This window comes from Streptomyces sp. NPDC051041, from assembly GCF_044456065.1.
GTDB classification, from domain to species: Bacteria; Actinomycetota; Actinomycetes; order Streptomycetales; family Streptomycetaceae; genus Streptomyces; species Streptomyces glaucus.
Genome location: NZ_JBITFM010000003.1, coordinates 102,129 through 129,081 on the forward strand (window position 1 = coordinate 102,129; position 26,953 = coordinate 129,081).

28 protein-coding genes are annotated in these 26,953 nt (G+C 74.3%); 12 read left to right on the top strand and 16 right to left on the bottom strand.

The window, feature by feature from the left end; translation table 11 throughout:
• Positions 1-21: 21 nt before the first annotated feature.
• Entirely contained in the window at positions 22-738 is a 717-nt protein-coding gene (locus ACIBAI_RS06605; RefSeq protein WP_399031549.1) for a lysophospholipid acyltransferase family protein, read from the bottom strand.
• 115 nt (positions 739-853) lie between these two features.
• Between ACIBAI_RS06605 and ACIBAI_RS06610 the strand changes: the two genes are divergently transcribed.
• Positions 854-1,369, top strand: a complete 516-nt coding sequence (locus ACIBAI_RS06610) for an RpiB/LacA/LacB family sugar-phosphate isomerase (protein WP_399031551.1) — start codon at positions 854-856, stop codon at positions 1,367-1,369.
• 70 nt (positions 1,370-1,439) lie between these two features.
• Here ACIBAI_RS06610 and rocD read toward each other — a convergent pair whose 3' ends face one another.
• The 3 genes from rocD to ACIBAI_RS06625 form a co-directional block, all read right to left on the bottom strand.
• Positions 1,440-2,678: an ornithine--oxo-acid transaminase gene (gene rocD, locus ACIBAI_RS06615; RefSeq protein ID WP_399031552.1), complete on the bottom strand. Its 1,239-nt coding sequence runs from the start codon at positions 2,676-2,678 to the stop codon at positions 1,440-1,442.
• Positions 2,675-3,505, bottom strand: coding sequence for a dimethylargininase (gene ddaH, locus ACIBAI_RS06620; protein WP_399031553.1), 831 nt, complete (start codon positions 3,503-3,505; stop codon positions 2,675-2,677). The genes rocD and ddaH overlap by 4 nt, the downstream gene beginning before the upstream one ends.
• A 125-nt stretch (positions 3,506-3,630) precedes the next feature.
• A complete protein-coding gene (locus ACIBAI_RS06625; RefSeq protein ID WP_344604512.1) occupies positions 3,631-4,134 on the bottom strand; it encodes an Lrp/AsnC family transcriptional regulator in 504 nt (167 codons plus the stop codon).
• Positions 4,135-4,234: 100 nt separating this feature from the next.
• Here ACIBAI_RS06625 and ACIBAI_RS06630 point away from each other — a divergent pair, with 100 nt between their 5' ends.
• The 4 genes from ACIBAI_RS06630 to ACIBAI_RS06645 are packed head-to-tail and all read left to right on the top strand — an operon-like array spanning position 4,235 to position 8,317.
• Positions 4,235-4,984, top strand: coding sequence for a LytR/AlgR family response regulator transcription factor (locus ACIBAI_RS06630; protein ID WP_399031554.1), 750 nt, complete (start codon positions 4,235-4,237; stop codon positions 4,982-4,984).
• Between the two features lie 2 nt (positions 4,985-4,986).
• Positions 4,987-5,385, top strand: coding sequence for a hypothetical protein (locus ACIBAI_RS06635; RefSeq protein WP_344604516.1), 399 nt, complete (start codon positions 4,987-4,989; stop codon positions 5,383-5,385).
• A gap of 20 nt (positions 5,386-5,405) precedes the next feature.
• Complete coding sequence (locus tag ACIBAI_RS06640) at positions 5,406-7,115, top strand: cation acetate symporter (RefSeq protein ID WP_399031556.1); 1,710 nt, start codon at positions 5,406-5,408, stop codon at positions 7,113-7,115.
• Positions 7,112-8,317 (top strand): sensor histidine kinase, encoded by a 1,206-nt coding sequence (locus ACIBAI_RS06645; RefSeq protein ID WP_399031558.1) that lies wholly within the window; start codon positions 7,112-7,114, stop codon positions 8,315-8,317. The genes ACIBAI_RS06640 and ACIBAI_RS06645 overlap by 4 nt, the downstream gene beginning before the upstream one ends.
• Positions 8,318-8,341: 24 nt before the next feature.
• Here ACIBAI_RS06645 and ACIBAI_RS06650 read toward each other — a convergent pair whose 3' ends face one another.
• The 5 genes from ACIBAI_RS06650 to ACIBAI_RS06670 all read right to left on the bottom strand — a co-directional run bounded on the left by ACIBAI_RS06650 (position 8,342) and on the right by ACIBAI_RS06670 (position 13,120).
• Positions 8,342-8,515 (bottom strand): hypothetical protein, encoded by a 174-nt coding sequence (locus tag ACIBAI_RS06650; protein ID WP_399031560.1) that lies wholly within the window; start codon positions 8,513-8,515, stop codon positions 8,342-8,344.
• A gap of 290 nt (positions 8,516-8,805) precedes the next feature.
• Positions 8,806-9,756: a cytochrome c oxidase assembly protein gene (locus ACIBAI_RS06655; protein ID WP_399031562.1), complete on the bottom strand. Its 951-nt coding sequence runs from the start codon at positions 9,754-9,756 to the stop codon at positions 8,806-8,808.
• 132 nt (positions 9,757-9,888) lie between these two features.
• Positions 9,889-10,914 carry a 6-phosphofructokinase gene (locus ACIBAI_RS06660; RefSeq protein ID WP_399031563.1) on the bottom strand — a complete coding sequence of 342 codons (1,026 nt, stop codon included), beginning with the start codon at positions 10,912-10,914 and terminating at the stop codon, positions 9,889-9,891.
• Positions 10,915-11,127: 213 nt separating this feature from the next.
• Positions 11,128-11,856 carry a type 1 glutamine amidotransferase gene (locus ACIBAI_RS06665; protein WP_399031565.1) on the bottom strand — a complete coding sequence of 243 codons (729 nt, stop codon included), beginning with the start codon at positions 11,854-11,856 and terminating at the stop codon, positions 11,128-11,130.
• A gap of 25 nt (positions 11,857-11,881) precedes the next feature.
• Entirely contained in the window at positions 11,882-13,120 is a 1,239-nt protein-coding gene (locus ACIBAI_RS06670) for a MurT ligase domain-containing protein (RefSeq protein ID WP_344604529.1), read from the bottom strand.
• Positions 13,121-13,269: 149 nt separating this feature from the next.
• On the opposite strand from ACIBAI_RS06670, the gene def reads away from it, so the two are divergent.
• A complete protein-coding gene (gene def / locus ACIBAI_RS06675) occupies positions 13,270-13,809 on the top strand; it encodes a peptide deformylase (protein ID WP_399031567.1) in 540 nt (179 codons plus the stop codon).
• Between the two features lie 43 nt (positions 13,810-13,852).
• Here the strand turns inward: def and ACIBAI_RS06680 are convergent, their stop codons facing one another.
• On the bottom strand, positions 13,853-14,494 hold the full coding sequence (locus ACIBAI_RS06680; RefSeq protein ID WP_399031568.1) for a TetR family transcriptional regulator: 642 nt from the start codon (positions 14,492-14,494) through the stop codon (positions 13,853-13,855).
• A gap of 170 nt (positions 14,495-14,664) precedes the next feature.
• Here ACIBAI_RS06680 and ACIBAI_RS06685 point away from each other — a divergent pair, with 170 nt between their 5' ends.
• Positions 14,665-15,891: an acyl-CoA dehydrogenase family protein gene (locus tag ACIBAI_RS06685; protein ID WP_399031569.1), complete on the top strand. Its 1,227-nt coding sequence runs from the start codon at positions 14,665-14,667 to the stop codon at positions 15,889-15,891.
• 107 nt (positions 15,892-15,998) lie between these two features.
• On the opposite strand, the gene ACIBAI_RS06690 is transcribed toward ACIBAI_RS06685, so the two are convergent.
• On the bottom strand, positions 15,999-17,141 hold the full coding sequence (locus ACIBAI_RS06690) for a cytochrome P450 (RefSeq protein ID WP_399031570.1): 1,143 nt from the start codon (positions 17,139-17,141) through the stop codon (positions 15,999-16,001).
• A 300-nt stretch (positions 17,142-17,441) separates the two neighbouring features.
• Between ACIBAI_RS06690 and ACIBAI_RS06695 the strand changes: the two genes are divergently transcribed.
• Positions 17,442-18,104 carry a transcriptional regulator gene (locus ACIBAI_RS06695; RefSeq protein WP_399031571.1) on the top strand — a complete coding sequence of 221 codons (663 nt, stop codon included), beginning with the start codon at positions 17,442-17,444 and terminating at the stop codon, positions 18,102-18,104.
• A 62-nt stretch (positions 18,105-18,166) separates the two neighbouring features.
• On the opposite strand, the gene ACIBAI_RS06700 is transcribed toward ACIBAI_RS06695, so the two are convergent.
• The 5 genes from ACIBAI_RS06700 to ACIBAI_RS06720 form a co-directional block, all read right to left on the bottom strand.
• Complete coding sequence (locus ACIBAI_RS06700) at positions 18,167-18,400, bottom strand: DUF6213 family protein (protein ID WP_344604541.1); 234 nt, start codon at positions 18,398-18,400, stop codon at positions 18,167-18,169.
• A gap of 25 nt (positions 18,401-18,425) precedes the next feature.
• A complete protein-coding gene (locus ACIBAI_RS06705; protein ID WP_399031573.1) occupies positions 18,426-19,811 on the bottom strand; it encodes an NADP-dependent succinic semialdehyde dehydrogenase in 1,386 nt (461 codons plus the stop codon).
• A 64-nt stretch (positions 19,812-19,875) separates the two neighbouring features.
• Positions 19,876-20,334 carry an NUDIX domain-containing protein gene (locus tag ACIBAI_RS06710; RefSeq protein WP_399031575.1) on the bottom strand — a complete coding sequence of 153 codons (459 nt, stop codon included), beginning with the start codon at positions 20,332-20,334 and terminating at the stop codon, positions 19,876-19,878.
• Positions 20,331-21,869, bottom strand: coding sequence for an ATP-dependent DNA ligase (locus tag ACIBAI_RS06715; RefSeq protein WP_399031577.1), 1,539 nt, complete (start codon positions 21,867-21,869; stop codon positions 20,331-20,333). The genes ACIBAI_RS06710 and ACIBAI_RS06715 overlap by 4 nt, the downstream gene beginning before the upstream one ends.
• A 29-nt stretch (positions 21,870-21,898) precedes the next feature.
• Positions 21,899-22,837, bottom strand: a complete 939-nt coding sequence (locus ACIBAI_RS06720) for an NAD(P)/FAD-dependent oxidoreductase (protein ID WP_399031579.1) — start codon at positions 22,835-22,837, stop codon at positions 21,899-21,901.
• Positions 22,838-22,914: 77 nt separating this feature from the next.
• Between ACIBAI_RS06720 and ACIBAI_RS06725 the strand changes: the two genes are divergently transcribed.
• The 4 genes from ACIBAI_RS06725 to ACIBAI_RS06740 all read left to right on the top strand — a co-directional run bounded on the left by ACIBAI_RS06725 (position 22,915) and on the right by ACIBAI_RS06740 (position 26,818).
• Positions 22,915-23,487 (top strand): helix-turn-helix domain-containing protein, encoded by a 573-nt coding sequence (locus ACIBAI_RS06725; protein ID WP_399031581.1) that lies wholly within the window; start codon positions 22,915-22,917, stop codon positions 23,485-23,487.
• A 117-nt stretch (positions 23,488-23,604) separates the two neighbouring features.
• Positions 23,605-24,570, top strand: a complete 966-nt coding sequence (locus ACIBAI_RS06730; protein ID WP_399031583.1) for an NADPH:quinone oxidoreductase family protein — start codon at positions 23,605-23,607, stop codon at positions 24,568-24,570.
• Positions 24,567-25,748, top strand: a complete 1,182-nt coding sequence (locus ACIBAI_RS06735) for an acyl-CoA dehydrogenase family protein (protein ID WP_399031585.1) — start codon at positions 24,567-24,569, stop codon at positions 25,746-25,748. The genes ACIBAI_RS06730 and ACIBAI_RS06735 overlap by 4 nt, the downstream gene beginning before the upstream one ends.
• Positions 25,745-26,818, top strand: coding sequence for an acyl-CoA dehydrogenase family protein (locus ACIBAI_RS06740; RefSeq protein ID WP_399031587.1), 1,074 nt, complete (start codon positions 25,745-25,747; stop codon positions 26,816-26,818). Before ACIBAI_RS06735 ends, ACIBAI_RS06740 begins: the two co-directional genes overlap by 4 nt.
• Positions 26,819-26,953 lie beyond the last annotated feature (135 nt).

Below are 26,953 nucleotides of genomic sequence, written 5' to 3' on the forward strand. Positions count from 1 at the left end.
CGGTTCTGCCGAGGGCAGAGGTCAGCTCAGCGGCATCCGGGGGAACCTGCGCTCTTTCGCGGCGGCCTGCTTCTCCTTGACGACGGCCGCGTACTCGTCGACGTACTCCTGCCCCGACAGCGACAGGATCGCGTACATGATCTCGTCGGTGACCGCGCGCAGGACCGCCCTGTCGTCCTCCAGGCCGGCGTGGCGGGAGAAGTCCAGCGGCTCGCCGAAGCGGATCGTCACGGGGCGGACGCGGGGCACGACCCTGCCCGGCGGCTGCGCCTCGAAGGTGCCGATCATCGCGCACGGCACCACCGGCACCCCGGCCTTCAGCGCCATCACCGCGACGCCGACCTTGCCCTTGTAGAGCCGGCCGTCGTGCGAGCGGGTGCCCTCCGGGTAGATGCCGAGCAGCTCGCCCCTGCGCAGCACGCCGAGCCCCGCGCGGATCGCCGCCCGGCCCGCCTCCTTGCCGGAACGGTCGACCGGGATCTGGCCGGCGCCGCGGAAGAAGGCCGCGGTCAGCCGGCCCTTGAGGCCGGGGCCGGTGAAGTACTCGGCCTTCGCGAGGAAGGTGATGCGCCGTCCGAGGACCGCGGGCATCAGGAAGTGGTCCGAGAACGACAGGTGGTTGCCGGCGACGATGGCCGGGCCCGACGACGGGACGTTGTCCAGCCCCTCGATCCGCGGGCGGAAGACCAGTCTCAGCAACGGACCCAGCAGCACGTACTTGAGCAGGTGGTAGAACAAGGCCTCGCTCCTCACTCGAGCGCCGCGTCCGCGCGGCTCACCCCGTGGGCCCGGCGGGGTGCAAGTGTAGGTGCGGGACAGGCCGGCCGGAACCGGGCCGGGTAGGCTCCCGGACATGCGGATCGCCGTTTCCTCGGACATGGACGAACCCGTGGCCCGCCTCCTCGTCGAGGAGTTGCGCGGGCGCGGCCACGACGTGCGGACGCACGGGGCGCTGCGCCCCGGGGCGGACCCCCGGTGGGCCGCGTGCACGGAGACGGCCGCCCGGGAGGTCGCCGCCGGGACGGCCGACCAGGCGGTGGTGTGCTGCTGGACCGGGACGGGCGCGTCGATCGCCGCGAACAAGGTGCCGGGCGTACGGGCGGCGCTGTGCACCGACGCCTACACGGCGGACGGCGCCCGCCGCTGGAACGACGCCAACGTCCTCGCCCTCAGCCTGCGGCTGACCTCCGGGCCGCTGCTGAAGGAGATCCTCGACGCCTGGTTCGCCGGCGGGCCCAGCGACGACGCCGAGGACCGGGGGAACGTCGAGCACGTGGCACGGCTCGACCGGGACCGGGCCGCCGGACGCGCGGGCGGCGCGGCGCAGCCGGACGGGCCGCGGCCGCCCCGCGACCGCCCCGCGGGCTGACGGCCGCGGCCGTTTCGCGCGCCGACGGGCCGGCGCCGGACACCGGACCGTTCCGCGGCTCGCCCGCGGCTCAGGCCCTTTCCGCGAGTCCTTCGGCGAGGACCTTCTCCAGCGTCTCGAGCGCCCCCCGAAGCTCCTCGGCCGTGATCGTCAGCGGCGGGGCCAGGCGGATGGTGGAACCGTGGGTGTCCTTGACGAGGATGCCCTCCCGCATCAGCCGTTCGCTGACCGCGCGGCCGGTGCCGAGCACGGGGTCGACGTCGACGCCCGCCCACAGGCCCCGCGCGCGGAAGCCGACGACGCCCTTGCCGACGAGCGCCGTCAGGCCCTCCCTCAGCACCTCGCCCAGCTCGGCGGCGCGACGCTGGAACGCGCCGGTCTCCAGCAGCTCCACCACCGCCGTGCCGACCGCCGCCGCCAGCGGGTTGCCGCCGAACGTCGAGCCGTGCTCGCCCGGGTGCAGCACCCCGAGCACCTCCCGGCGCGCCACCACCGCCGACACCGGGACGATGCCGCCGCCCAGCGCCTTGCCCAGCAGCACGACGTCCGGGACGACCGACTCGTGCTCCACGGCGAGCGTGCGCCCGGTGCGGCCCAGGCCCGACTGGATCTCGTCCGCCACGAACAGGCAGCCCGCGCGGCGGGTCAGCTCCCGCACCCCGGCCAGGTAGCCGTCGTCCGGGACGACGACGCCCGCCTCGCCCTGGACGGGCTCGATGAGCACGGCCGCCGTCGTGTCGTCGACGGCCGCCTCCAGCGCGGCCAGGTCGTTGTACGGCACGATCCGGAAGCCCGGTGCGAAGGGGCCGAAACCGGCCCGCGCCGTCTCGTCCGTGGAGAAGCCGACGATCGTCGTCGTGCGGCCGTGGAAGTTGTCCGCCGCGACCACGATCGTCGCCCGGTCGGCCGGGACGCCCTTGACGTCGTACGCCCACTTGCGGGCCACCTTGATGCCGCTCTCCACGGCCTCCGCGCCGGTGTTCATGGGCAGCACCATGTCCTGGCCGGTCAGCGCGGCCAGCCGTTCGGCGAACTCGGCGAGCCGGTCGTTGTGGAAGGCGCGCGAGGTGAGGGTGAGCCGGTCCAGCTGGCGGTGGGCCGCCTCGATCAGCGCCGGGTGCCGGTGGCCGAAGTTGAGCGCCGAGTACCCGGCCAGCATGTCCAGGTAGCGGCGGCCCTCCACGTCCTCCACCCAGGCGCCCTCGGCACGGGAGACCACCACGGGCAGCGGATGGTAGTTGTGCGCGAGGACCGGCTCCTCCGCCCGGATCAGCTCGTCGGAGGTACGGGTGCGGGCGGGTGCGGTCATGAGCGGTTCTCCCGGATCTCCTGGGTGCAGCACTTGATGCCGCCGCCGGCCTTGTGGAACTCGGACAGGTCGACGGGGACGGGGACGTAGCCGCGGTCGGCCACCTGTCCGGCCAGGGCCGTCGCCCCCGGCGAGACGAAGACGTGACGTCCGTCGGAGACGGAGTTGAGGCCGAACGCCAGCGCGTCCTCGCGGGTGGCGGTCACCGCGTCCGGGTACAGCCGGGCGAGCACCTCACGGCTGCCGGGCGAGAACGCCCCGGGGTAGTAGGCGACGTTCCCGTCGCCCTCGTCGTCGAGGACGAACAGCGCCGTGTCCAGGTGGTAGAAGTACGGGTCCACCAGCGTCAGGCCGATCACCGGGACGCCGAAGAACTCCTGCGCCTCCCGGTGGGCCTCGGGGGTCGTGCGGAAGCCGGTCCCGGCGAGGATCCAGCGGCCCGCCGGCACCAGGTCGCCCTCGCCCTCGCAGACCGATCCGGGCCGGTGGACCTCGAAGCCCGCCTGCTTGAACCAGGCCTCGTACGGGAGGGACTCGGCGCGGCGCTCGGGCGCGTGGAACAGCGAGCCGAGGACCCGCCCCTCCAGCACGACCGCCGCGTTGGCGGCGAAGACCATGTCCGGCAGCCCGGGCACGGGCGCCACGGTCTCGACGGTGTGGCCGTGGGCGCGGTAGGCGTCGACCAGCGCCTGCCACTGGTCCAGGGCGCGGATGACGTCGACGGACCGGCCGGGATCCATCCAGGGGTTGATCGCGTAGTGCACGGCGAAGTGTCTGGGTTCGCAGACGAGGAAGCGCCGCCGGCGCGGGACACGGGAGTCGGGCACAGAGGGGTTCCTCCGCTTCCTGACGGTGCGTGACGAGGGGTGACACCACGGTAGGAAGCGAGCGAGACGGGCGACAAGCGACGAAAGCTGCGTGTCGGCGCAGGAATGCTGCGTCGTCGACCGGATCAGCGCAGGTCTGCTGCGTCGTCCGGGGCGGCGTGGCTGGCCCCGGCCTCCGGGCTGTCCGGGATCAGATGGGACAGCACCATCACGCTGATCGTCTTGCGGATGAACGGCTCCGCGCGGATCCGCTCCAGCACCTCCTCGAAGTGCTGCACGTCCCGCGCCCGCACGTGCAGCAGCGCGTCGGCGCCGCCGGTCACCGTCATCGCCGCCGTGATCTCCGGATGGTTGCGCACCACCTTCGCCAGCCGCCGGGGCGGGGCCGCCCCCTCGCAGTACACCTCCACGTACGCCTCGGTGCGCCAGCCCAGCGCCGACGGCTTCACCGTGGCCGTGAACCCGGTGATCACCCCGGTCTCCCGCAGCCGGTCCACCCGGCGTTTGACCGCCGTCGCGGACAGCCCGACCTCCGCGCCGATCTCGGCGAAGCTGGTCCTGGCGTTCGCCATCAACGCGGTGACGATCTTCCGGTCGAGCTCGTCGAACGGCGCGGGCCTGCTGTCCATGCGGGCACTGTATCCATCCCGCCCCCGCCACCGTACCCAGCGGAAACGTCCACACCGATCCCGTGTCCAGGCGTACGGATTCCACCTACACTCCACGTTCATGCTGCGCGCCCTGGCTGTCGACGACGAACGCCCCTCCCTGGAGGAACTGCTCTACCTGCTCAACGCCGACCCGCGCATCGGCAGCGCGGAAGGCGCCGGCGACGCGACCGGGGCGCTGCGCCGCATCAACCGCGCGCTGGAGTCCGGGCCGCACGGGCCGGAGGCGATCGACGTGGTCTTCCTCGACATCCAGATGCCCGGCCTCGACGGCCTCGACCTCGCCCGGCTGCTCACCGGGTTCGCCCGGCCGCCGCTGGTCGTGTTCGTCACCGCGCACGAGGACTTCGCCGTGCAGGCCTTCGACCTCAAGGCCGTGGACTACGTCCTCAAGCCGGTCCGCAGGGAACGCCTCGCCGAGGCCGTGCGACGCGCCGCCGAGCTGCGCGGCACCGCCCCGCGCGTCCCCGTGCACGAGCCCGACCCGGACCACATACCCGTCGAGCTCGGCGGCGTGACCCGCTTCGTCGCGGTCGACGACATCACCCACGTCGAGGCGCAGGGCGACTACGCCCGCCTGCACACCGACAAGGGCAGCCACCTCGTCCGCATCCCGCTGTCCACCCTGGAGGAGCGCTGGCGCTCCCGCGGCTTCGTCCGCATCCACCGCCGCCACCTGGTCGCCCTGCGCCACATCGGCGAGCTCCGGCTGGACGCGGGCGCGGTCAGCGTGCTGGTCGGCTCCGAGGAACTCCAGGTCAGCCGCCGCCACGCCCGCGAGCTGCGGGACCTGCTCATGAGGAGGCTCTGACGGTGCCGAACCAGGACCCCGCCGAACGCCGCGTCGTCGTCACCGGCCCGCCCCGCCGCGCCCTTCCCCACGCCCGGCTCCGCTCGCGCGGGCGGTACCCCCACGCCTTCGGCTACTACCGGCCCCGCACCGAGATCGACGAGCAGACCACCCTCGGCCACACCTACGTCCGCTCCCTGATGCGCACCCAGCTGCGCGCCGCCCTCGCCGTCCTCGCGGTCCTCGGACTGCTGGTCGGCCCGCTGCCGCTGCTGTTCGCGGCGCTGCCCGGCGCCCGCCGCCTGGAATGGGCCGTCCTCGGCTTCTGCCTGTACGCCCCGCTCGTCCTCCTCGCCCGCTGGTACGTACGCCGCGCCGAGCGCAACGAACGCGACTTCGTGCGCCTCGTCGAGGACCGCTGAACCCCGGACGGCCACGACCGATGAACTCCAGCTACGCCGTCCCCGCCGTCGCCCTCGTCGTCGTGGCGACCGTCCTCGTCGGCGCGTTCGGCCTGCGCATCTCCCGCACCACCTCCGACTTCTACGTCGCCTCCCGCACCGTCGGCCCCCGCCTGAACGCCGCCGCCATCAGCGGCGAGTACCTCTCCGCCGCCTCCTTCCTCGGCATCGCCGGCCTGGTGCTGGTGCAGGGCCCGGACATGCTCTGGTACCCGGTCGGCTACACCGCCGGCTACCTGGTGCTGCTGCTGTTCGTCGCCGCCCCGCTGCGCCGCTCCGGCGCCTACACCCTGCCCGACTTCGCCGAGGCCCGGCTCGCCTCGCCGGCGGTGCGGCGGCTGGCGGGGGCGTTCGTCGTCGGCGTCGGCTGGCTGTACCTGCTGCCGCAGCTCCAGGGCGCGGGGCTGACCCTGACCGTGCTCACCGGTGCGCCCGCCTGGCTCGGCGGGGTGATCGTCGCCGTCGTGGTCACCGCGATCGTCGCCGCCGGCGGCATGCGCAGCATCACCTTCGTGCAGGCCTTCCAGTACTGGCTGAAACTCACCGCCCTGCTGGTCCCCGCGCTCTTCCTGCTCCTGGCCTGGCAGGGCGACGGAGCCCCCCGGCACGCCTTCGAGGAACCGGCGGCCTTCCGCGAACAGCGGTCCGTCCACGTCGGCGACAGCCTCGACCTGAGGCTGGAGCGGCCCCTGACCGTCACCGTCAGCGGCACGGTCGACGGCCGCGCCCACCAGGACACCCGGCTGAGCCTGCCCGCCGGCACCCACCGCATCGAGGCCGGCACCCGCCTCACCTTCGACCGGGACACCCCGGTCCCGGCAGCCGAACGCACCGGAGGGAACCTGCTGCCCTCACAGGCCGAGAGCCGCGAGGAACGCCCGCTGTACGCCACGTACGGGCTGATCATCGCCACCTTCCTCGGCACCATGGGGCTGCCGCACGTCGTGGTCCGCTTCTACACCAGCCCGCACGGCGTCGCCGCCCGCCGCACCACCGTCGCGGTGCTGGGCCTGACCGGCGCCTTCTACCTCCTGCCGCCCCTGTACGGCGCCCTGGGCCGCCTCTACGCCCCCGAGCTCGCCCTCACCGGCGACGCGGACGCCGCCGTCCTGCTGCTGCCCGACCGCATGATCGGGGGAGTGGGCGGCGACCTGCTCGGCGCGCTGGTCGCCGGCGGCGCCTTCGCCGCGTTCCTGTCCACCGCCTCCGGGCTGACCATGGCCGTGGCGGGCGTCCTCACCCAGGACGTCCTGCCCGCGCGCGGCGTCCGGCACTTCCGGCTCGGCACGGTGCTCGCCATGGCCGTCCCCCTCGCGGCGAGCTTCCTCGTCGGCGGGCTGCCGGTCGCCGACGCCGTCGGGCTCGCCTTCGCGGTGTCCGCGTCGTCGTTCTGCCCGCTGCTCGTCCTCGGCATCTGGTGGCGGCGCCTGACCCCGCCCGGCGCCGCCGCCGGGATGCTGGTGGGCGGCGGCTCCGCGCTGCTGGCCGTCGCCGCGACCATGGCGGGCCTGCCCGGCGGCGGGGCGCTGCACGCGCTGCTCGCCTGGCCCGCGCTGTGGTCGGTGCCGCTGGGCTTCCTCACCATGGCGCTGGTGTCCCTGGCCACCCCGGGCCGGGTGCCGGCCGGGACCGGGGCGATCCTGGCCCGCTTCCACCTGCCGGAGGAACTGCGGACGGAGACGGCGGCATGAGCGGCTTCCTGGCCGGCCTGTGCGTGGCCGCGCTCCCGCTGCTGGCCGCCGGTTTCTGGCTGGGCCGCCGCACGGCCCGGCCCGCCGGCCTCGCCGGGCTCGGCACCCCCGTCGAGCACGCCACCTTCCAGACCCTGCACACCGCCTCCCTGGCCGCGCCCCCGCTCCGGGCGGGCCTGACGGAGGAGACCGCCCGCAAGGCGGCCCGCAAGCTGCGCTCCCTGCTCGGCACCGACGCGCTGTGCCTGACGGACCTCAAGGAGGTCCTGGTCTGGGACGGGGCGGGCGCCCACCACCGTGCGGAGATCATGGAGCGCCTGGCCGGGCCGCTGGAGACCGGCCGCGGCGAGGCGTTCCGGCTCACCTGCGACACCCCCGACTGCGCGGTCCGCTGGGCCGTCGTCACCCCGCTCACCGTCGACGACCGGGTGCACGGCGCCCTCGTGGCCTGCGCGCCCCGCGAGTCCGCCGTCCTGGTCCGGGCCGCCGGCGAGGTGGCCCGCTGGGTCTCCGTCCAGCTCGAGCTCGCCGACCTCGACCAGTCCCGCACCCGCCTCATCGAGGCCGAGATCAAGGCCCTGCGCGCCCAGATCTCCCCGCACTTCATCTTCAACTCGCTCGCGGTGATCGCCTCCTTCGTCCGCACCGACCCCGAGCGCGCCCGCGAGCTGCTGCTGGAGTTCGCCGACTTCACCCGCTACTCGTTCCGCCGGCACGGCGACTTCACCACCCTGGCCGACGAGCTCCACGCCATCGACCACTACCTGGCGCTGGTCCGGGCCCGCTTCGGCGACCGCCTGGCCGTCACCCTGCAGATCGCCCCCGAGGTGCTGCCGGTCGCCCTGCCCTTCCTGTGCCTGCAGCCGCTCGTGGAGAACGCCGTCAAGCACGGCCTGGAGGGCAAGGCCGACACCTGCCGCATCCAGATCACCGCGCAGGACGCGGGCGCCGAGGCCCTGGTCGTCATCGAGGACGACGGCGCCGGGATGGACCCCGTCCTGCTGCGCCGCATCCTCGCCCGCGAGGTCAGCCCCTCGGGCGGCATCGGGCTGTCCAACGTCGACGACCGGCTCCGCCAGGTCTACGGCGACGACTACGGCCTCGTCATCGAGACCGCCGTCGGCGCGGGCATGAGGGTCACCGTCCGGCTGCCGAAGTACCAGCCGGGCGTGCACTCGGCGGGACGGCTCACCCGGGAGTGAGCCGTCGGACGCCGCGGGCGCGCGTCAGGTGCTGCGGGTGGTGGCGATCATGCCGAGGGTGATCAGCCCCAGGACGATCCAGCCGAACCACAGCCAGCCGTTGCTGCCGAGCGCCACCGTGTAGGCGGTCACCACGACGAGTCCGCCGACGGTGAGCACCCCCATCGCCTTCGTGGAGCCGTCCGTAGAACCGGGCATCGCGACACCCTCCTCATGGTCCGTCCCCTCCATGGTGCCCCCGTTCCGCTTCCGCACGGGGTCCATGGCCGGACGAGTGCCGGATTTCCCCGGGCCGCGGCCGGGGCGGGTCCGCGCAACCGCGCCCGCCCGGCCCGCAGGGCGCGCACCGGCGCCCTCCCCGGGCGTCCCGTGGCGCCGCCGTCCCCGCCCCGTCCGGCCGGCGAGGACCCGGCCGCCCCCGGCGACGGCGATCCCGGCCGCCGGCCGCCCGGGGCGGTTCCCCGCCGCGCGGGGCGCCGGCCGGTCCCTCAGCGGCCGCGCGCGTTCAGCGAGGCCAGATAGGCGTTGTACGCCTCCAGCTCCTTGTCGCCGTCGCGGTCGGCGGCCCGGTCCTTGCGCCTGGCCTGCCGCTGGTCCGACGCGTGCCACTGGAACAGCAGCGCGATCAGCACCAGCACCGACGGGATCTCGCTGAACGCCCAGGCGATGCCGCCCGCGGAGTTCTGGTCGGCCAGGGCCTCGATGCCGAGCGAGGCGGGCGGGTTCTCGAACGTCCCGACCATCGGCGTGGACGCCATCATCAGCGCGATGCCGAAGAAGGCGTGGAACGGCATGCCCGCGAACAGCTCCAGCATCCGCATCAGATGGCCGGGCCGGTGCGGACCGGGGTCCACACCCATGATCGGCCAGAAGAACACCAGGCCGACGGCGAGGAAGTGCACCATCATCGCGATGTGCCCCACCCCGGAGCCCATCAGGAAGTCGAACAGCGGGGTGAAGTACAGCCCGTACAGACTCGCGATGAACAGCGGGATGGTGAACACGGGATGCGTGATGATCCGCATGTAGCGGCTGTGCAGCAGCATCAGCAGCAGCTCGCGCGGCCCCCGGCGCCCGCGGCCCGCCGTCGGCAGCGCGCGCAGCGCCAGCGTGATCGGCGCGCCGAGCAGGACCAGGATGGGCGAGACCATGCTGATCACCATGTGCTGCACCATGTGCACGCTGAACATGACCATGCCGTAGTCGTTCAGCCTCGTGCACATCATCAGCCCGATGCTCAGCACACCGGCGACGTAGGCGACGGTCCGTCCGACCGGCCACTTGTCCCCGCGCCGCACGAGCCGTACGACGCCCCATCCGTACAGCGCCAGTCCCAGCAGGCAGGCGACGAGGAAGAAGGGGTCCGTCGACCATCCGAGGCCTCGTCCCAGCGTGAACGGCGGCAGATCCATGGTCGTGCCGTGCCCGCTGTGGTCCATCGACCGGCTCCTGTTTCGTGGGGGAATGTGCCGTGACGTCCCGGCTGTCTGCCGACAGCTGTTTGTCCGCACCAGAGTAGAACCGCCCCCGGCCGCTGCTGCGACCGGGGGCGGCCGGGACCCGCGTACGGCCTACAGCACGCACTCGGCCTCGGCGTACCGCTCCCGCGGCACCGTCTTCAGCGTCTCCACAGCCTCCGCCAGCGACACCATGACGATGTCCGTCCCGCGCAGCGCGGTCATCTTCCCGAACTCCCCGCGGTGCACGGCCTCCACCGCGTGCCACCCGAACCGCGTCGCGAGCACCCGGTCGTACGCCGTCGGGGTCCCGCCGCGCTGGACGTGCCCGAGGATCACCGGCCGGGCCTCCTTGCCGAGGCGCCGCTCCAGCTCCACGGAGAGCTGGCGGGCGATTCCGGCGAACCGCTCGTGCCCGTAGGCGTCCTTGCCGCCCTCGTCGAACTCCATGGTCCCGGGCTTCGGCTTGGCCCCCTCGGCCGCCACGACGATGGCGAACCGCTTGCCCGCCTCGAACCGCTCGCCGACCTTCCCGGCCAGCTCCTCGATGTCGAAGGGCCGCTCCGGCACGACGACGGCGTGCGCGCCGGCCGCCATGCCCGAGTGCAGGGCGATCCAGCCGGTGTGCCGGCCCATGACCTCCACGATCAGCACCCGCTGATGGGACTCGGCGGTGGTCTTCAGCCGGTCCAGGGCCTCGGTCGCGACGGTGACGGCGGTGTCGAAACCGAAGGTGACGTCGGTGACGGCGATGTCGTTGTCGATGGTCTTCGGCACGCCGACGATCGGCAGGCCGCTGTCCGACAGCAGCCGGGCCGCCTTCAGCGTGCCCTCGCCGCCGATCGGGATGATCGCGTCGAGCCCGAGTTCCCCGACGTGGCCCCTGGCCCGCTCGACGCCGTCCCGCAGATGCTCGGGACGGACCCGGGAGGAGCCGAGGATGGTGCCGCCGCGGGCGAGGATGCCGCCCACCGCGTCGAGGTCGAGCTTGAGGTAGTCGCACTCCAGAAGGCCCTTCCAGCCGTCCCGGAAGCCGATGACCTCGTCGCCGTGGTCGGCGACGGCGCGGTGCACGACGGACCGGATGACGGCGTTCAGGCCGGGGCAGTCGCCGCCGGACGTGAGGACACCAATGCGCATAGCCCGAGATACCTTCTCCACGTGGGCACGGGGACCGGACCGCGCTGTCCGGCTCGATCCCCGCCACCCTAGCCGCAGCGGGGGGCGGGGCCGAAGCGTGCGTCCGCCTGCTGGACGATCGCGCTCACCTGTGCGGACGCGCCGTCAGACGGGCCGTCGGCGAGGGGCCGGACGGCCGCGGAGCGCCGGGCGGCGCGCGGCGCTCCGCGGGTCCTAGGCGGGCTGCTGCGCGGCCGCGATGCGCTCGTTGCGGAGCGCCTCGTACCAGTGGTCGTCGACCGGCGGCAGCGCGTTCACGTCGAGGGCCAGCTTCAGCAGCAGGTCCGCGATCTGCGGGTTGCGCGCCAGCACCGGCCCGTGCATGTACGTGCCGAAGACCGTCTCGTTGTACGCGCCCTCGGTGCCGTCGCCGGTGCCGTTGCCGTTGCCGAAGCGCACCTGGGCGAGCGGGCGGGCGGTGGGGCCGATGTGGGTGACGCCCTGGTGGTTCTCGAAGCCGGTCAGCGGGGGCAGGCCGAGGCGCGGGTCGATGTCGGCCAGCACGTCGCCGACGCACCGCTCGCCCTCGCCGCGCACCGAGACCACGTCGAGCAGGCCGAGGCCGGGCTCCCGCTGGCCGAGGTCGTTGATGAACTCGTGGCCGAGGATCTGGTAGCCGGCGCACACCGAGAACACGATCGCGCCGTTCTCCACCGCCCGGTACAGGCCGCCGTCCCGGCGCAGCCGCTCGGCCGCGAGCCGCTGCGGCCGGTCCTCGCCGCCGCCGATCAGGTAGATGTCGCCGGAGGTTGGGATCGGCTGGTCGCTGCGCACGTCGAGCCGGGCCACGTCCAGGCCGCGCTGCCGGGCCCGGCGCTCCATGACCAGGACGTTGCCCTGGTCGCCGTAGGTGCTGAGGAGGTCCGGGTAGATCCAGACGATCCGCAGGCTGTTGTCGCTCACGAAAGTTCCCCTGAGTGCTCGGTGGTCAGTTGCCGACCCGGCGGCGCAGGTCCTGGAACGCGGTGTAGTTCGCGATGACCTCGATCCGGCCCGGCGGGCACAGCTGAACGGCCTGGTCGAGGTTCTCGCAGACCTGGAACTGCTGGTCGGCGACCTCCAGGCGCACCGCGAGGTCCAGCTTCCGGTCACCGATCACGCAGATCGGGTGGCCGGTCAGCCGCGTGTAGTCGACGTCCCACAGCCAGGAGGTGTCGGTGCCGTCGGCGCTGCGCGCGTTCACCGACAGGATCACCGGGGCCGGCGGCGGGTCGATCAGGGAGAACGTCTCCAGCCAGCCGGCCGGGTTCTTCGCCAGCAGCAGCCGCAGGTCGCGGCCCTGGAACTGGACGACGTCGTAGCGCCCGGCCACCGCCTGCACCTGGTACATGCGCTCCAGGGCGACCTGCGGCGGCACGCCGAAGACGGCGGCGACGGCCGCGGAGGTGGCCGCGTTGGCCTTGTTGGCGCGGCCCGGCAGCTGGAGGTGGATCGGCCAGGCGGAGCCGTGCGGGTCGAGGACGTGGTCGCCGGAGAGCGCCCAGGTCGGCGTGGGCCGGCGGAAACCGCACTCGCCGCAGAACCAGTCGTCGCCGGGCCGCTGCATCACGCCGCCGCAGGACGGGCAGGACCAGGCGTCGTCCTTCCACATCTGCCCGGCGGCGACCCAGATCACGTTGGGGGAGGAGGAGGCGGCCCACACCACCAGCGGGTCGTCGCAGTTGGCGACGATGACCGCCTTGGAGCCGGCCAGGCCCTCGCGCCAGTTCTCGGCGAGCATCCGGGTCTCGGCGGCCCGGTCGAGCTGGTCGCGGGAGAGGTTGAGCAGGGCGATGCACTTCGGCTCGGTGTCCCGGGCGACGCCGGCGAGGTACTTCTCGTCGACCTCGATGACGCCGTACCGGGCGTCCGAGCCGCCCGCGAGCGCCGAGGTGATGCCGGCGGGCATGTTGGCGCCGAGCGCGTTGGAGACCACCGGCCCCGCCGCGCGCAGGGCCTCGGCGATGAGCCGGGTGGTCGTGGTCTTGCCGTTGGTCGCCGAGACCAGGACGCAGTCCAGGTTCTGGGCGAGCTTGCCGAGGAGGTCGGGGTCGAGTTTGAGGGCCACCCGGCCGCCGATCACCGAACCGCTGCCGCGTCCCGCGGCACGGGATGCCGCTGCGACCGCCTTGCCCGCGGTCACGGCCAGCTTGGCCCGCGGCGTGAGCGGGTCCGAGTTGCCTGCCATCAGTTCTCGATCCTCCTTGCGTACGCGCCGCGCCCTGAAGCCTGCCGGACACGTGGTGTGGACGTCAGCCTATCGAGATCCGTTCGCACTCCCGAATCCCGGCCTGCCCGCGCGGTGGGCATGATCCGTGGAACCGTACCCTTGCGGTCATGCGACACGGTTCCATCCCGGGCGCCCGCGGGCGCGTCCGCCCCCTGACCCTGCTCGGCGACGCGGTGCTGCGCGAACCGTGCCGGGAGGTCACCGACTTCGGGCCCCGGCTGGCGGCGCTCGTGGAGGACCTGTTCGCCACCATGTACGCGGCGCACGGGGTGGGGCTGGCCGCGAACCAGATCGGCGAACCGCTGCGGGTGTTCGTGTACGACTGCCCGGACGACGAGGACGTGCGTCATCTGGGGCACGTGGTCAACCCCCGGCTCGTCGAGGCCGACGGGGTGGTGGTGCGCGGGCCGGAGGGCTGCCTGTCGCTGCCGGGCCTGGAGGCGGCCACGGAGCGCCACGACCACGCCGTCGTGACGGGCTTCACGGTGACCGGGGAGCCGGTGACGGTGCACGGCACGGGGTTCTTCGCCCGCTGCCTGCAGCACGAGTGCGACCACCTGGAGGGCCGGCTGTACGCCGACCGTCTGACGGGCCGGCGCCACCGCCGCCTCATGCGGCAGGTGGCGCGCGCCCCGTGGAACCGGTGAACGGGGCGGCGGACCCCGGACGGGCGCCGGTGGCCGGGGGAGGTCAGAACCCCGGACCGCCCACCCTGTCCCCGGCCGCCGTGAGCCGCCCCCACAGCAGGTCGGCCAGGCTGCGCACCAGTTCGGCCCGGGAACACGGCCGCTCGCCCAGCCACCAGTCCCCGGCGGCGTGCATCATGCCGACGATCCCGTGTCCCCACACCCGGGCCAGCCGCTGGGTGTCCGGCCCGAGGTCGAGCCGCTCCTCGATCACCTGGGCCAGTTCCTCGCCCATCCTGCGGAGCAGGGGCGCGCTGTGCTTGCCGACGTCGAAGCCCTGGTCGCCCGGCGAGCCCTCCGCCGGATGCATCAGGAAGCGGTAGACCTGGGGCCGCGCCTCGATCGCCGCCAGGTACGTGTCCAGGGTGGACTCCACCCGCTCGCGCCGGTCCGCCGGCGCGTCCAGCGCCGCCCGCAGGGAGTCCAGCAGCGCGTCCGTGTGGCGCTTGGCGAGCGCGGCGTACAGCCCGCCCTTGTCGCCGAAGTGGCGGTAGAGGATCGGCTTGGTGATGCCCGCCTCCGCGGCGATGGCGTTCATCGACGCCTGGGGCCCGTCGCGCAGCACCACCCGGTCGGCTGCCTCCAGCAGCTCGCGCCGGCGTCGGTCGGCGGACCGCTGCTGATCGGCCCGCTGTGTGGTCTCCATGTGCTCTCCCCCACCCGTGCTGTGTCCGGTGACGCCTGCGCAAACTAACACCGAACCCGCCCCGGACATCGAACGAGCTGCCGACGGATGATCGGGAGTTGACTTTCCTACCGGCCGGTAACAGACTGACGTTACCGTAAGTAACATGCAGGTGCGCCGCTGGAGGGGACATGGCCGAGTTCACCATGGAGCTCAACGACGAACAGAAGGAGGTCCGGGACTGGCTCCATGGCTTCGCCGCCGACGTGATCCGCCCCGCGGCCGCCGAATGGGACGAGCGCGAGGAGACTCCCTGGCCGGTCATCCAGGAGGCCGCCAAGGTCGGCATCTACTCCCTCGACTTCTACGCCCGGCAGTACTTCGACGCCACCGGTCTCGGCATCCCGATGACCATGGAGGAGCTGTTCTGGGGCGACGCGGGCATCGCCCTGTCCATCGTCGGCACCGGCCTGGCCGCCGTGGGCGTCCTCGCCAACGGCACCGAGGAGCAGATCGGCACCTGGATCCCCCAGATGTACGGCGACGCCCATGACGTCAAGGTCGCCGCCTTCTGCTCCTCCGAGCCCGACGCCGGCTCCGACGTGGCCTCCATGCGCACGCGCGCGGTGTACGACGAGGCCAAGGACGAGTGGGTGCTCAACGGCACGAAGACCTGGGCGACCAACGGCGGCATCGCCAACGTCCACGTCGTGGTGGCCGTGGTCGACCCGGAGCTCGGCTCCAAGGGCCACGCCTCGTTCATCGTCCCGCCGAACACGCCCGGCCTGTCCCAGGGCCAGAAGTTCAAGAAGCACGGCATCCGCGCCTCGCACACCGCCGAGGTGATCCTCGACGACGTGCGCGTCCCCGGCTCCTGCCTGCTCGGCGGCAAGGAGAAGCTGGACGAGCGGCTCGCCCGCGCACGCGAGAAGGCGAAGAAGGGCGGCGAGCGCGTCAAGAACGCCGCCATGGCCACGTTCGAGGCGTCCCGCCCGGCGGTGGGCGCGATGGCGGTGGGCACCGCGCGGGCCGCGTACGAGGTCGCCCTCGACTACGCGAGGACCCGGGAGCAGTTCGGCCGGCCCGTCATCGACAACCAGGGGGTCGCCTTCCAGCTCGCGGACATGCGCACGCAGATCGACGCCGCCCGCCTGCTGGTGTGGCGGGCGTCCTGGATGGCGGCCAACGGCAGGCCGTTCACGGCGGCCGAGGGGTCCATGTCCAAGCTCTTCGCCAGCGAGACCGCCAAGAAGGTGACCGCCCAGGCCATTCAGATCCTCGGCGGCAACGGCTACACCCGGGAGTACCCGGTGGAGCGCATGCACCGCGATGCCGCCATCTACACGATCTTCGAGGGCACCAGCGAGATCCAGCGGCTGGTGATCGCCCGGACCCTGTCGGGCCTGCCCATCCGCTGACGGTTCCGGTGCGGCGCCGGACGCCCGGCACCGCGCCGGAAGCCGGCTCCCCGACGGCGTGACCGTGCCCCCGGGGCGCCACGAGCCCCGTCGTCGCCGGCCTCTCATCAGGTCACGGGCAGGGCCTGGGGGCCGGGGGCCGGCGCGCCCGCCCCGAACGTCACGTCCTCGAGCGGCACCGCCGGCCTCAGGCCCGGCACGCGGTCGAGGAGGACGCCGACCAGGAGTTCCGCCTCCAGCCGGGCGAGCCGGGCGCCCGGGCAGCGGTGCGGCCCGGAGCCGAAGGCCAGGTGCGGGTTCGGGCTGCGGGAGAAGTCGATCGTGTCCGGGTCCGGGAAGACGTCCGGGTCCCGGTTCGCGGCCGGGTACGACACGTGGACCGCGTCGCCCGCCCGGATCCGCGCGCCCCCGATCCGGACGTCCTCCAGGGCGATCCGCGGCGGGCCGGCCGCGGCGCGGTGCGGGATCCAGCGCAGCAGCTCGTCGACGGCCCGGGGCCGGGTCTTCGGCTCGGAGCGCAGCCGTTCGGCCAGGTCCGGGCGGGTCAGCAGAACGTGGAGGAGCTGCCTGCCGCTGTCCGTCACCGCCTCGCCGCCGGTCTGGAGCAGCACCGCGAGGCCCACGGCCTCCTCCGGTGTCACCTCGCCCCGGCCCACGGCGGCGCCGAGCAGCGAGGTGGCGTCCTCCCCGGTGCCGTCCCTCCGCAGGCCGATCAGGTCGGAGAAGCAGGCGGCCATCTCGTGCCGGGCCCGCGCGCCGGCCCCGGCGCCGGGCGCGCGGGACAGGGCCAGCTGGGTCCAGGTGTGCATGGCGTGCCGGTCGGCGGCGGGAACGCCCATCAGCTCGCAGCCGACCGCGATGGGGAAGGGGCCCAGCACGGCGGCCGTGAGGTCGGCCGGCGGCCCCTGCCGGAGCATCGCGCCGACCAGCTCGTCGAGCAGCTCCCGGGCCCTGTGACGGACCCGCTCCACCCCGCGCGCCGTGAACGCCGCGGCCACCGAGCGGCGCAGCCGGGTGTGGCCGGGCGGGTCGAGGAGGCCGACCGTGCCGCGGGCCGGGACGGCGTGCGGGGCGAGCAGGGCGACCTGCCGGCCCACGACCGCCTCGCGGCTGAACCGGGGGTCGCCGGTGACCATGCGCACCTCGTGGTGGCGGGTCACGAGCCAGGCCCGGCCCGCGCCGCCGGGCAGCCCGACGCGGGCGGCCGGACCCCGGGGCGGCGCGCTCCGCGGGATCGTCTCCTCGCTCATCTCACGGCCTCTCGGTCAGCCGGGCCGGCCGGGGAGGCGAGCGCGCCGGCCCCGGCGTCCGCGCCACCGTGATCACGTCCTCCGGAACGGACGCCGGCGGCTGCGCGAAGTCACCGCGGCCATGCCCGCTCCCGCCGCCCGGGAGGCTCCCGCCCGCCGGCCGCGGGGTGGTCCACCCGGCGCGGGTGCTTCCCCCAGGGTCACCCGTCGGGGCGACGATCTCCCGCCGGACTACTCCGTTCCGGGAACCCCGTGCCAGGGTCGAGGGCAGCATCCGCACCACCGCACACGGAGGCGACGATGACGGGTACGGCCCGGGACCTGCTGGAGACGACCACCGCACGCCTGGCCCCCGACCCCGCGGCCAACCGGCTCGTGCCGCTGATCGCCCGGGGCGCGGCCGGCCGGGACACGCTGGCCCGGCTCGCCCTGGAGCAGCGCTGGGTGATCGCCTCGGACCAGCGCTCGTTCCGGCACCTGGCGGACCGCGCCGCGGGGGAGCCGGAGGCCGCCGCGTTCTTCGCGACGCTGACCGAGGGCGAGGTGCTGGCGGCGCGGCGGCTGGTGGTCTTCGCGCAGGCGTGCGGCGTGGACGAGGCGCAGGCGGCGGCGTACGAACCCCTCCCGGGCTGCCAGGCCTACCCGGCGTACCTGGCCTGGCTGGCCCTGAACGGCGCACCCGCCGACGTCGTCCTGGCCGTGCACGCCAACTTCTCGGCCTGGGGCGGCTACTGCGCCACGATCGCCGAGGCCCTGCGGAACCACTACGGCTTCACCGACGAGGCCTGCGCCTTCTTCGACTTCTTCGCAGAGCCCGCACCCGAGCTGGAACGGAAGGCGACGGCAGCGGTGCAGGCGGGCCTGGACGCCGGCCGCCTCGACGAGGGACTCGCCCACCGGTACGGCCGCCTGCTCCAGGCGTACGAGGCCCTGTTCTGGCGGACGCTGCACGAGCCGGCCTGAGCGGGCGCGGGAACCGCGCGGCCGGCCGCGACGGATCCGCGGCCGCCCCCGGACCACATCCCTTACGGCGCCCCGCTGCTGTGCGCGATGCACGCCACGTCGATCCGGTCGGCCAGCTTCGCGAGCTCAATGGTCAGCGCGGCGACCGTGTCCTCGTCGAGCCCTTCCTCACCGGCCTCCACCAGCCGCAGCCACCGCCCGCCCACCGTGCGGAGCAGTCTGCTCACGTCGGCCGCGGCCACCTGCAAGGTACCGCGGTCGTCAACGATCAGAGGGAGAGTCACTTCGCGGTTCACAGACGGGATGGTAGCCGCGCGGCGCTCACGCACCGTGCCAAACCGTCGTGATGTTGCAGAACTCCCGGATTCCGTGCCCGGACAGCTCACGCCCGTACCCGGACCGCTTCGTCCCGCCGAACGGGAGCGCCGGATGGGAGGCGGTCATCCCGTTGACGTACACGCCGCCCGCCTCCAGATCGCGCACGAAGCGGTCCACCTCGGCCTCGTCGCGCGTCCAGACGTTGGAACTCAGCCCGAACTCGGTGTCGTTGGCGATCAGGACCGCCTCGTCCAGGTCGTCCACGCGGTACAGCGTGGCGACCGGCCCGAAGGTCTCCTCCCGGTGGACGCGCATCGCGCGGGTGATGCCGGCGAGGACGGTCGGCGGGTAGTACCAGCCGGGCCCGTCGGGCCGCTCGCCGCCGCACAGCACGGTGGCGCCGCCGCGCACGGCGTCGTCGACCAGCTCCGCCAGGTCGTCGCGGCCCCGCTCGCTGGACAGCGGGCCGACCTGCGTCTCCTCGTCCATCGGGTCGCCGACCCGCAGTCCCTTCATGCCCGCGGTGAAGCGCTCGGCGAAGGCGTCGTACACCTCCGTGTGCACGATGAACCGCTTGGCGGCGATGCACGACTGCCCGGCGTTCTGCGCCCGCGCGTTCACCGCGACCTCGGCGGCCCGGTCGAGGTCCGCGGACGGCATGACGACGAACGGGTCGCTGCCGCCCAGCTCCAGCACCGTCTTCTTGATCATCTCTCCGGCGGTGGAGGCGACCGCGCGGCCCGCGGGTTCGCTGCCGGTGAGGGTGGCCGCCTTCACGCGCTCGTCGCGCAGGATGTCGTCGACGGCCGCCGAGCCGATCAGCAGGGTCTGGAAGCAGCCCTGGGGGAAGCCCGCCCGGTGGAAGAGGTCCTCCAGGTACAGCGCGGTCTGCGGCACGTTGGAGGCGTGCTTGAGCAGGCCGACGTTGCCCGCCATCAGCGCCGGCGCCGCGAACCGGACCACCTGCCACAGCGGGAAGTTCCACGGCATCACCGCGAGCACCGGGCCCAGCGGCCGGTAGCGCACCAGGACGCGCGCGGCGCCGGAATCGTGCACGTCGGCCTCGGCGGGTTCCTCGTCGGCGAGCAGCCGCGCGGCGTGGTCGGCGTACCAGCGCATCGCCTTGGCGCACTTCGCGGCCTCCGCGCGGGCCTGCCCGATCGGCTTGCCCATCTCGGTGGTGACGATGCGGCCGATCTCCCGCTGGTCCTCCTCCAGCAGGTCGGCGGCCCTCCTCATCAGCCGGGCACGCTCGTCGAAGCCCGTCGTCCGGTACGTGCGGAAGGTGGCCTCGGCGAGCTGGAGCCGGCGCTCGATCTCCTCCTCGCCCATGGCCTCGTACGTCTTGAGCGTCTCGCCGGTCGCCGGGTTCACCGTTGCGATGGGCATGGCTGACCTCCCTCGGAGCGGGCCTGCTTCGACTTTCCCGCGCGGCATCGGGTACCGCATCTCGTCACGCCGAGTGCTCCGCCAGGCGGTCGAGAAACGCGGCCTGCGCCGTGACGATCACCTCCCGGGCGCGCTCCAGGCCGAACCAGGCCACGCGGTCCAGCTCGGGGAAGTCCGCGAACCGCCCGGACCGCGGCGGCCACTCCATCCGGAACGTGCCGGGGTCGATCGTCGCCGGGTCGAGGTCGGCCTCCACCGCCCACGCCGTGACGATCTTGCCGCCGGCCTGCCGGACCTCGCCGAGGGCGACGGCCGCGCCGTCGGGCGGCGGCAGCCCCAGCTCCTCCCGGAACTCGCGGCGGGCCGCCGCCCACGCGGACTCGCCGGGCCCGTACTCGCCCTTGGGCAGCGTCCAGGCCCCGGCGTCCCGGCGGGCGAAGAAGGGGCCGCCCAGGTGGCCGAGGAGCACCTGGAGACCGCCGTCCGCGCGGCGGAACAGCAGCAGGCCCGCGCTGCGTCTCACGGCCGCACCTCCGGGTGGGCGGCCAGCAGCGTCTGCACCGTGTCGGCGTCCTCGGGACGCTTGTCCTCGCGGTAGCGGACCAGGCGGGCGAAGCGGAGGGCGACGCCGGCCGGGTACCGGGTGGAGCGCTGCAGGCCGTCGTAGGCGATCTCGACGACGAGTTCGGGGCGCACGGTGACGACGTGCCCGTCGTCGGCGACGGCCAGCTCGCGCAGCCGCTCGGTCTGCCAGGCCAGCATCGCGTCGGTCATGCCCTTGAAGGTCTTGCCGAGCATGGCGAGGGAGCCGTCGGCGGCGCGGGCGCCCAGGTGCAGGTTGGACAGCCTGCCGGTGCGGCGGCCGTGGCCCCACTCGGCGGCCAGCACCACCAGGTCGAGGGTGTGCACGGGCTTGACCTTCAGCCAGGACGCGCCGCGCCGGCCCGCGCTGTAGGCGGCGTCGAGCGCCTTGACGACGACGCCCTCGTGGCCGCGTTCCAGCGTCCGGGCGAGAAACGCCTCGGCGGCCGGCACGTCCCCGGGCCCGGACACCACCGTGCGCCGCACCCGCATCGGCTCGGGGACCAGCCGGGCCAGCTCCGCGTACCGCTCGGTGAGCGGCAGGTCGAGCAGGTCGCGGCCGTCGACGCAGAGCACGTCGAAGAAGACGGGGGAGACGGGCACGGCCCGCGCGGCCGCGGCCACGTCCACGCGGGAGCCGACGCGCCCGGCGGTCTCCTGGAACGACCGGGGCCGGCCGGTGCCGTCGAAGGAGATCACCTCGCCGTCCAGGACGAACCGCTCGCCCTGCAGCCCCAGCGCCGCCGACGCGACTTCGGGCAGGCGGCCGGTGATGTCGTCGAGGGTGCGGGTGTACACCCGCACGGTGTCGCCGTCCCGGTGCACCTGGACGCGGATGCCGTCCAGTTTCTCCTCCACCGCGCAGGCGCCGAACCTGCCGGCCGCCTCGGCCACCGAGGAGGCGCTGTGCGCCAGCATCGGCAGCACGGGACGGCCGACGGTGAGCCGGAAGCGGTCCAGGGCGGCGGGCCCGTCCGCGAGCAGGGCCTCGGCGACCGCCTGCAGGGAACCCGCGAGCATCACCGCCCGCCGCACGTCCGCCGGGGGCGCCCCGGTCGCCTCGGCCAGTGCCTCGACGGCCACGGCGTCCAGGGCGCCCTGCCGGACCTCGCCGGTGATCAGGCCGAGCAGGAAGCGCTGCTCGGCCTCGGTCGCCGCGCCCATCAACTCGCCCGTCAGCCGGGCGCGTTCGGCCTGCGATCCGGGTCCGGACACCGCGCCGAGCGCGGTGAGCCGGGCGTCGACCTCGCGCACGGTCAGGGAGGGTTCGGCGGCCGGGGGGACGGGCCGCCCGAGCACCTTCCAGCCGACGCCGAGCCGGCCCTGCGGCAGCCGGCCCGCCAGGTACGGGATGACCACCGGCACGTCCGCCGCCTCCGCCTCCCGGAACAGCCCGGCGAGCAGGGCGATCTTCCGGGACCGCGCCGAGGCGGCGGCGACCTCCTGGGACACACGGGCCAGCCGGGACAGCAACATGCAGTCAGGGTGCACCGCGGGCGGCGGCTCTACACCTCCCCGACGGCGGCGTCCAGGTCGGTCGTCAGCAGGTCGCCGACGATCGCGGTCGCCGCGCGGTAGCCGCCGCTCGCCGCGTGGACGACCTGTTCGGCGAAGCCGACCGCGTTGCCCGCGGCCCAGACGCCGGGCACGCTCGTCAGGCCCGTCGGGTCCACCACGGGGTAGGTGCCGAACGGGGTCTCGTGCATCTCGGCGCCCAGCTTCTCCAGCAGGCCGGTCTGCGGGACGGGGCGCGGTCCGACGTACAGCACCGAGCGGCCGTGCACGGTGCCGTCGGCGAGCCGGACGCCGGTGAGCCGGTCGTCCCCGACCACCAGTCCGGCGACCTCGCCGGGCACCACCTTCACCCCGGCCGCGGCGAGCCGGCGCAGGTCCAGGTCCGACAGCTCCTCCTCGGCGACCGTGTGCAGGAAGAACATCACGTCCGCGGACCACTGGGACACCATCAGCGCCTGGTGCACGCTCGCCGGGGAGGAGGCGAGCACGCCGAACGGCTCGTCCCGCACCTCCCAGCCGTGGCAGAACGGGCAGTGCAGCACGTCCCGGCCGAAGCGCTCGGCGACGCCGGGCACGTCCGGCAGCTCGTCCCTCAGCCCGGTGGCCACGACCAGCCGGCGGGCGCGCACGGTCCGCCCGCCGGCCAGCGCCACGGCGAAGTCCCCGTCCCGCGCCACGTCCACCGCCCGGTCCCGCACCAGCTCCACCCCGTACCGGGCGATCTCCTCCCGGCCGGCCGCCAGGAACTCGGCGGGCGGCATGCCGTCCCGGGACAGATAGCCCTGCATGTGGGCCGAGGGCGCGTTGCGCGGCTCGCCCGCGTCGACCACCAGCGCCCGGCGCCGGGCCCGGCCCAGGAGCAGCGCGGCGGACAGGCCCGCCGCGCCCCCGCCGACGATCACGACGTCGTACCTCTCGTTCTCGGTCATGGTGACCACCTCCACCGGAAAGGTCGCCCAGACGCCGCGGCATTGACAAACGGGTTTGCCGAAACTGCAATACGAGCATGACCACGGACGAGGTACTCGCGGGCGTCGGCCCCAGACTGCGGCGGATCCGGAAGGAACGGGAGGTGACCCTCGCGGCGCTCGCCGAGGCCACCGGCATCTCCGTCAGCACCCTGTCGCGGCTGGAGTCCGGCCGCCGCAAGCCCAGCCTGGAGCTGCTGCTGCCGATCGCGCGGGCCCACCAGGTGCCGCTGGACGAACTGGTCGGCGCGCCGCCGGTCGGCGATCCGCGGGTGCGGTCGAAGCCGATCGTGCGGGACGGGCGGACCCTGTTCCCGCTGACCCGGCAGCCGGGCGGCCTGCAGGCCTACAAGATGGTCGAGCCGAAGCGGGCGCCGAAGCCGGAGCCGCGCACCCACGAGGGCTACGAGTGGCTGTACGTGCTGTCCGGGAGGCTGCGGCTGGTCCTCGGCGAGCACGACGTGGTGCTCACCGCCGGGGAGGCCGCCGAGTTCGACACGCGGGTGCCGCACTGGTTCGGGTCGACGGGGGAGGGGCCGGTGGAGTTCCTGAGCCTGTTCGGGCCGCAGGGGGAGCGGATGCACGTACGGGCGCGGCCCAAGCGGTCGTGACGCGCGTACGGGCGCGGCCCGGGCGGTCGTGACGCGCGTGACGGTTCCCCGATCGGCAAGCGACCGCTTAGTATGCGGAGGGTCCCGGTTCGACGACGCAGTCCCTGGAGGCCCCGCATGCAGGCATGGCACGTGCACGAGAACGGTGAGCCGAGCGAGGTGATGCGGCTGCGGGACGTGGCACCGCCCACGCCCGGCGAGGGCCAGGTCCTGCTGAGGGTGCGCGCCGCGAACGTCAACTTCCCCGACGCGCTGCTGTGCCGGGGCCAGTACCAGGTCCGGCCGCCGCTGCCGTTCACACCGGGCGTGGAGGTCTGCGGCGAGACACCGGACGGGCGGCGCGTGATCGCCAACCCCGCCCTGCCGTACGGCGGCTTCGCCGAGTACGCCGTCGCGGACGCCGCCGCCCTGCTGCCCGCGCCCGGCTCGCTGGACGACGCCGAGGCCGCCGCCCTGCACATCGGCTACCAGACCGGCTGGTTCGGCCTGCACCGCCGGGCCGGGCTGCGGGCCGGGGAGACCCTGCTCGTGCACGCCGCCGCCGGCGGGGTCGGCAGCGCGGCCGTACAGCTCGGCAAGGCCGCCGGCGCCACCGTCATCGGGGTCGTCGGCGGCCCCGGGAAGGCGGCCGTCGCCCGGGAACTGGGCTGCGACGTGGTGATCGACCGGCACGGCGAGGACGTCGTCGCCGCGGTGAAGGAGGCCACCGGCGGCCGGGGCGCCGACGTGGTCTACGACCCGGTGGGCGGCGAGGCCTACACCCAGTCCGCCAAGGCCGTCGCCTTCGAGGGCCGGATCGTGGTCGTCGGCTTCGCGAGCGGGACGATCCCCAGCCCGGCGCTCAACCACGCCCTGGTGAAGAACTACGCGATCCTCGGCCTGCACTGGGGCCTGTACAACACCAAGGACCCCGAGCTGGTCCGGCACTGCCACGAGCAGCTCACCGAGCTGGCCGCGCGGGGCGCGATCAGGCCGCTGGTCAGCGAGCGGGTGCCGCTGGACGGGGCCGCGGCGGCCGTGCAGAAGGTCGCCGACGGCCGCACCACCGGCCGGATCGCCGTCGTGATGGAGGGATCGGCATGACCGACGCCGGAGAACTGCTCCGCCGCACCAGGGAGTTGCTGGCCGCGCACCCGCCCGCGCGGACGGACCGCCTCGACTTCCTCCGGGCCCGCTTCGACGCGGGCCTGGCCTGGGTGCACTTCCCCGAGGGCCTCGGCGGCCTCGGCGCCCCGCGCTCCCTGCAGCCCGTCGTGGACGCCGAGCTGGCGGCCGCGGGCGCCCTCGACAACGACCCCCGGCGCATCGGCATCGGCCTCGGCATGGCCGCGCCGACCCTCCTGCAGTACGGCACCGAGGAGCAGAAGCGGCGCTATCTGCGGCCCCTGTGGACCGGCGAGGAGGTGTGGTGCCAGCTGTTCAGCGAGCCCGGCGCCGGCTCCGACCTCGCCGCCCTGGGCACCCGGGCCGTCCGCGAGGGCGACACCTGGGTGGTCGACGGGCAGAAGGTGTGGACGTCCAGCGCGCACCTGGCCCGCTGGGCCATCCTCATCGCCCGCACCGACCCGGACGCGCCCAAGCACCGGGGCATCACCTACTTCGTCTGCGACATGACCGACCCAGGCGTCGAGGTGCGGCCGCTGCGGCAGATCACCGGCGAGGCCGAGTTCAACGAGGTCTTCCTCACCGGCGTCCGCATCCCCGACTCCCGCCGCCTGGGCGAGGTCGGCGACGGCTGGCGGGTCGCGCAGACCACGCTGAACAACGAGCGCGTCGCCATCGGCGGCATGCGGCTGCCCCGCGAGGGCGGCATGATCGGACCCGTCGCGAGGACCTGGCGCGAACGCCCCGAGCTGCGCACCCACGACCTGCACCAGCGCCTGCTGACGCTGTGGGTGGAGGCCGAGGTCGCCCGCCTCACCGGCGAACGGCTGCGCCAGCGGCTCGCCGCCGGCCAGCCCGGCCCCGAGGGCGCCGGCATGAAGCTCGCCTTCGCCCGCCTCAACCAGGAGATCAGCGGCCTGGAGGTGGAACTCCTGGGCGAGGAGGGCCTGCTGTACGACGACTGGACCATGCGCCGCCCGGAGCTGGTCGACTTCACCGGCCGCGAGGCCGGCTACCGCTACCTGCGCGCCAAGGGCAACAGCATCGAGGGCGGAACCAGCGAGATCCTGCTGAACATCGTCGCCGAGCGGGTCCTCGGCCTGCCCGCCGAGCCGCGCACCGACAAGGACGTCGCCTGGAAGGACCTCGCCCGATGACGGACCTGCTGTACTCGGAGGAGGAAGAGGCGCTGCGCGCCGCCGTCCGGGACCTGCTCACCGACCACTGCGACGCGCCGTCGGTGCTCGCCCGCGCCGAGTCCGGCGCCCCGCACGATCCGGCGGCGTGGAAGGCGCTCACCGACGGCATGGGGCTCGCCGGCCTCCTCGTGCCCGAGGCGCGGGGCGGCCAGGGCGCCACGCACCGCGAGGCCGCCGTCGTCCTGGAGGAACTGGGCCGGGCCGTCGCCCCCGTGCCCTACCTGACCAGCGCCGTGGTCGCCACGGAGGCGCTGCTCGTCTGCGCGGCCGACGACCTGCTCGCCGAGCTGGCGTCCGGGCGGACCGTCGGCGCCCTGGCCGTCGGCCTGCACACGGCGCCGGGCGCCGCCGTCAGGACCGCACGCGTGGCGGACGGCGCCCTGCACGGCGAGCTGACCGGCGTCGCGGACGCGGCCGTCGCCGGGCTGCTGCTCGTCCCGGCGGACGACGGCGGCCTGTACGCGGTGCGGGCCGGGGACGCGGCCGTCACGCCGCAGGTGTCCCTGGACCTGACCCGCCCGGTGGCCACGGTCGTCCTCGACGGGGCGCCGGGCCGGCGGATCGGGGACGCCGGACCGGCCGTACGACGCGCCCTGCGGGCCGGGGCCGGGCTGCTCGCCTCCGAGCAGCTGGGCCTGGCCGAGTGGGCGTTGACGCAGACCGTGAGCTACCTCAAGGAGCGCAGGCAGTTCAACCGGCCGGTCGGCGGCTTCCAGGCGCTCAAGCACCGGCTCGCCCAGCTGTGGCTGGAGGTCGTCCACCTGCGCGCCGCCGCCCGCAACGCCGCCGACGCCCTGGCGACCGGGGAGGACACCGACGTGGCGGTCGCCGTCGCCCAGGCCTACGCGGCGCCCGTCGCCGTCCGCGCGGCCGAGGAGGCGCTGCAACTGCACGGCGGCATCGGCATGACCTGGGAGCACCCCGTCCACCTGTACCTGAAGCGGGCGAAGGCCGACTCGATCGCGTACGGCACGGCGGGCGCCCAGCGTGCGGCGCTGGCCGCGCTGGTCGACCTGCGGGCCCCCTGACGTACACCTGGCTGAAGCGCCGGGAAAGCCCGCCCCACCGGGGGCGGGCTTTCCCGTGCGCCCCGCTGCGGCGAAGTGAACGTCCGGCGGCGGTCCGGCCAACTCCCCGTCCGGTTCCGCCTCCCCGGCCCGCAC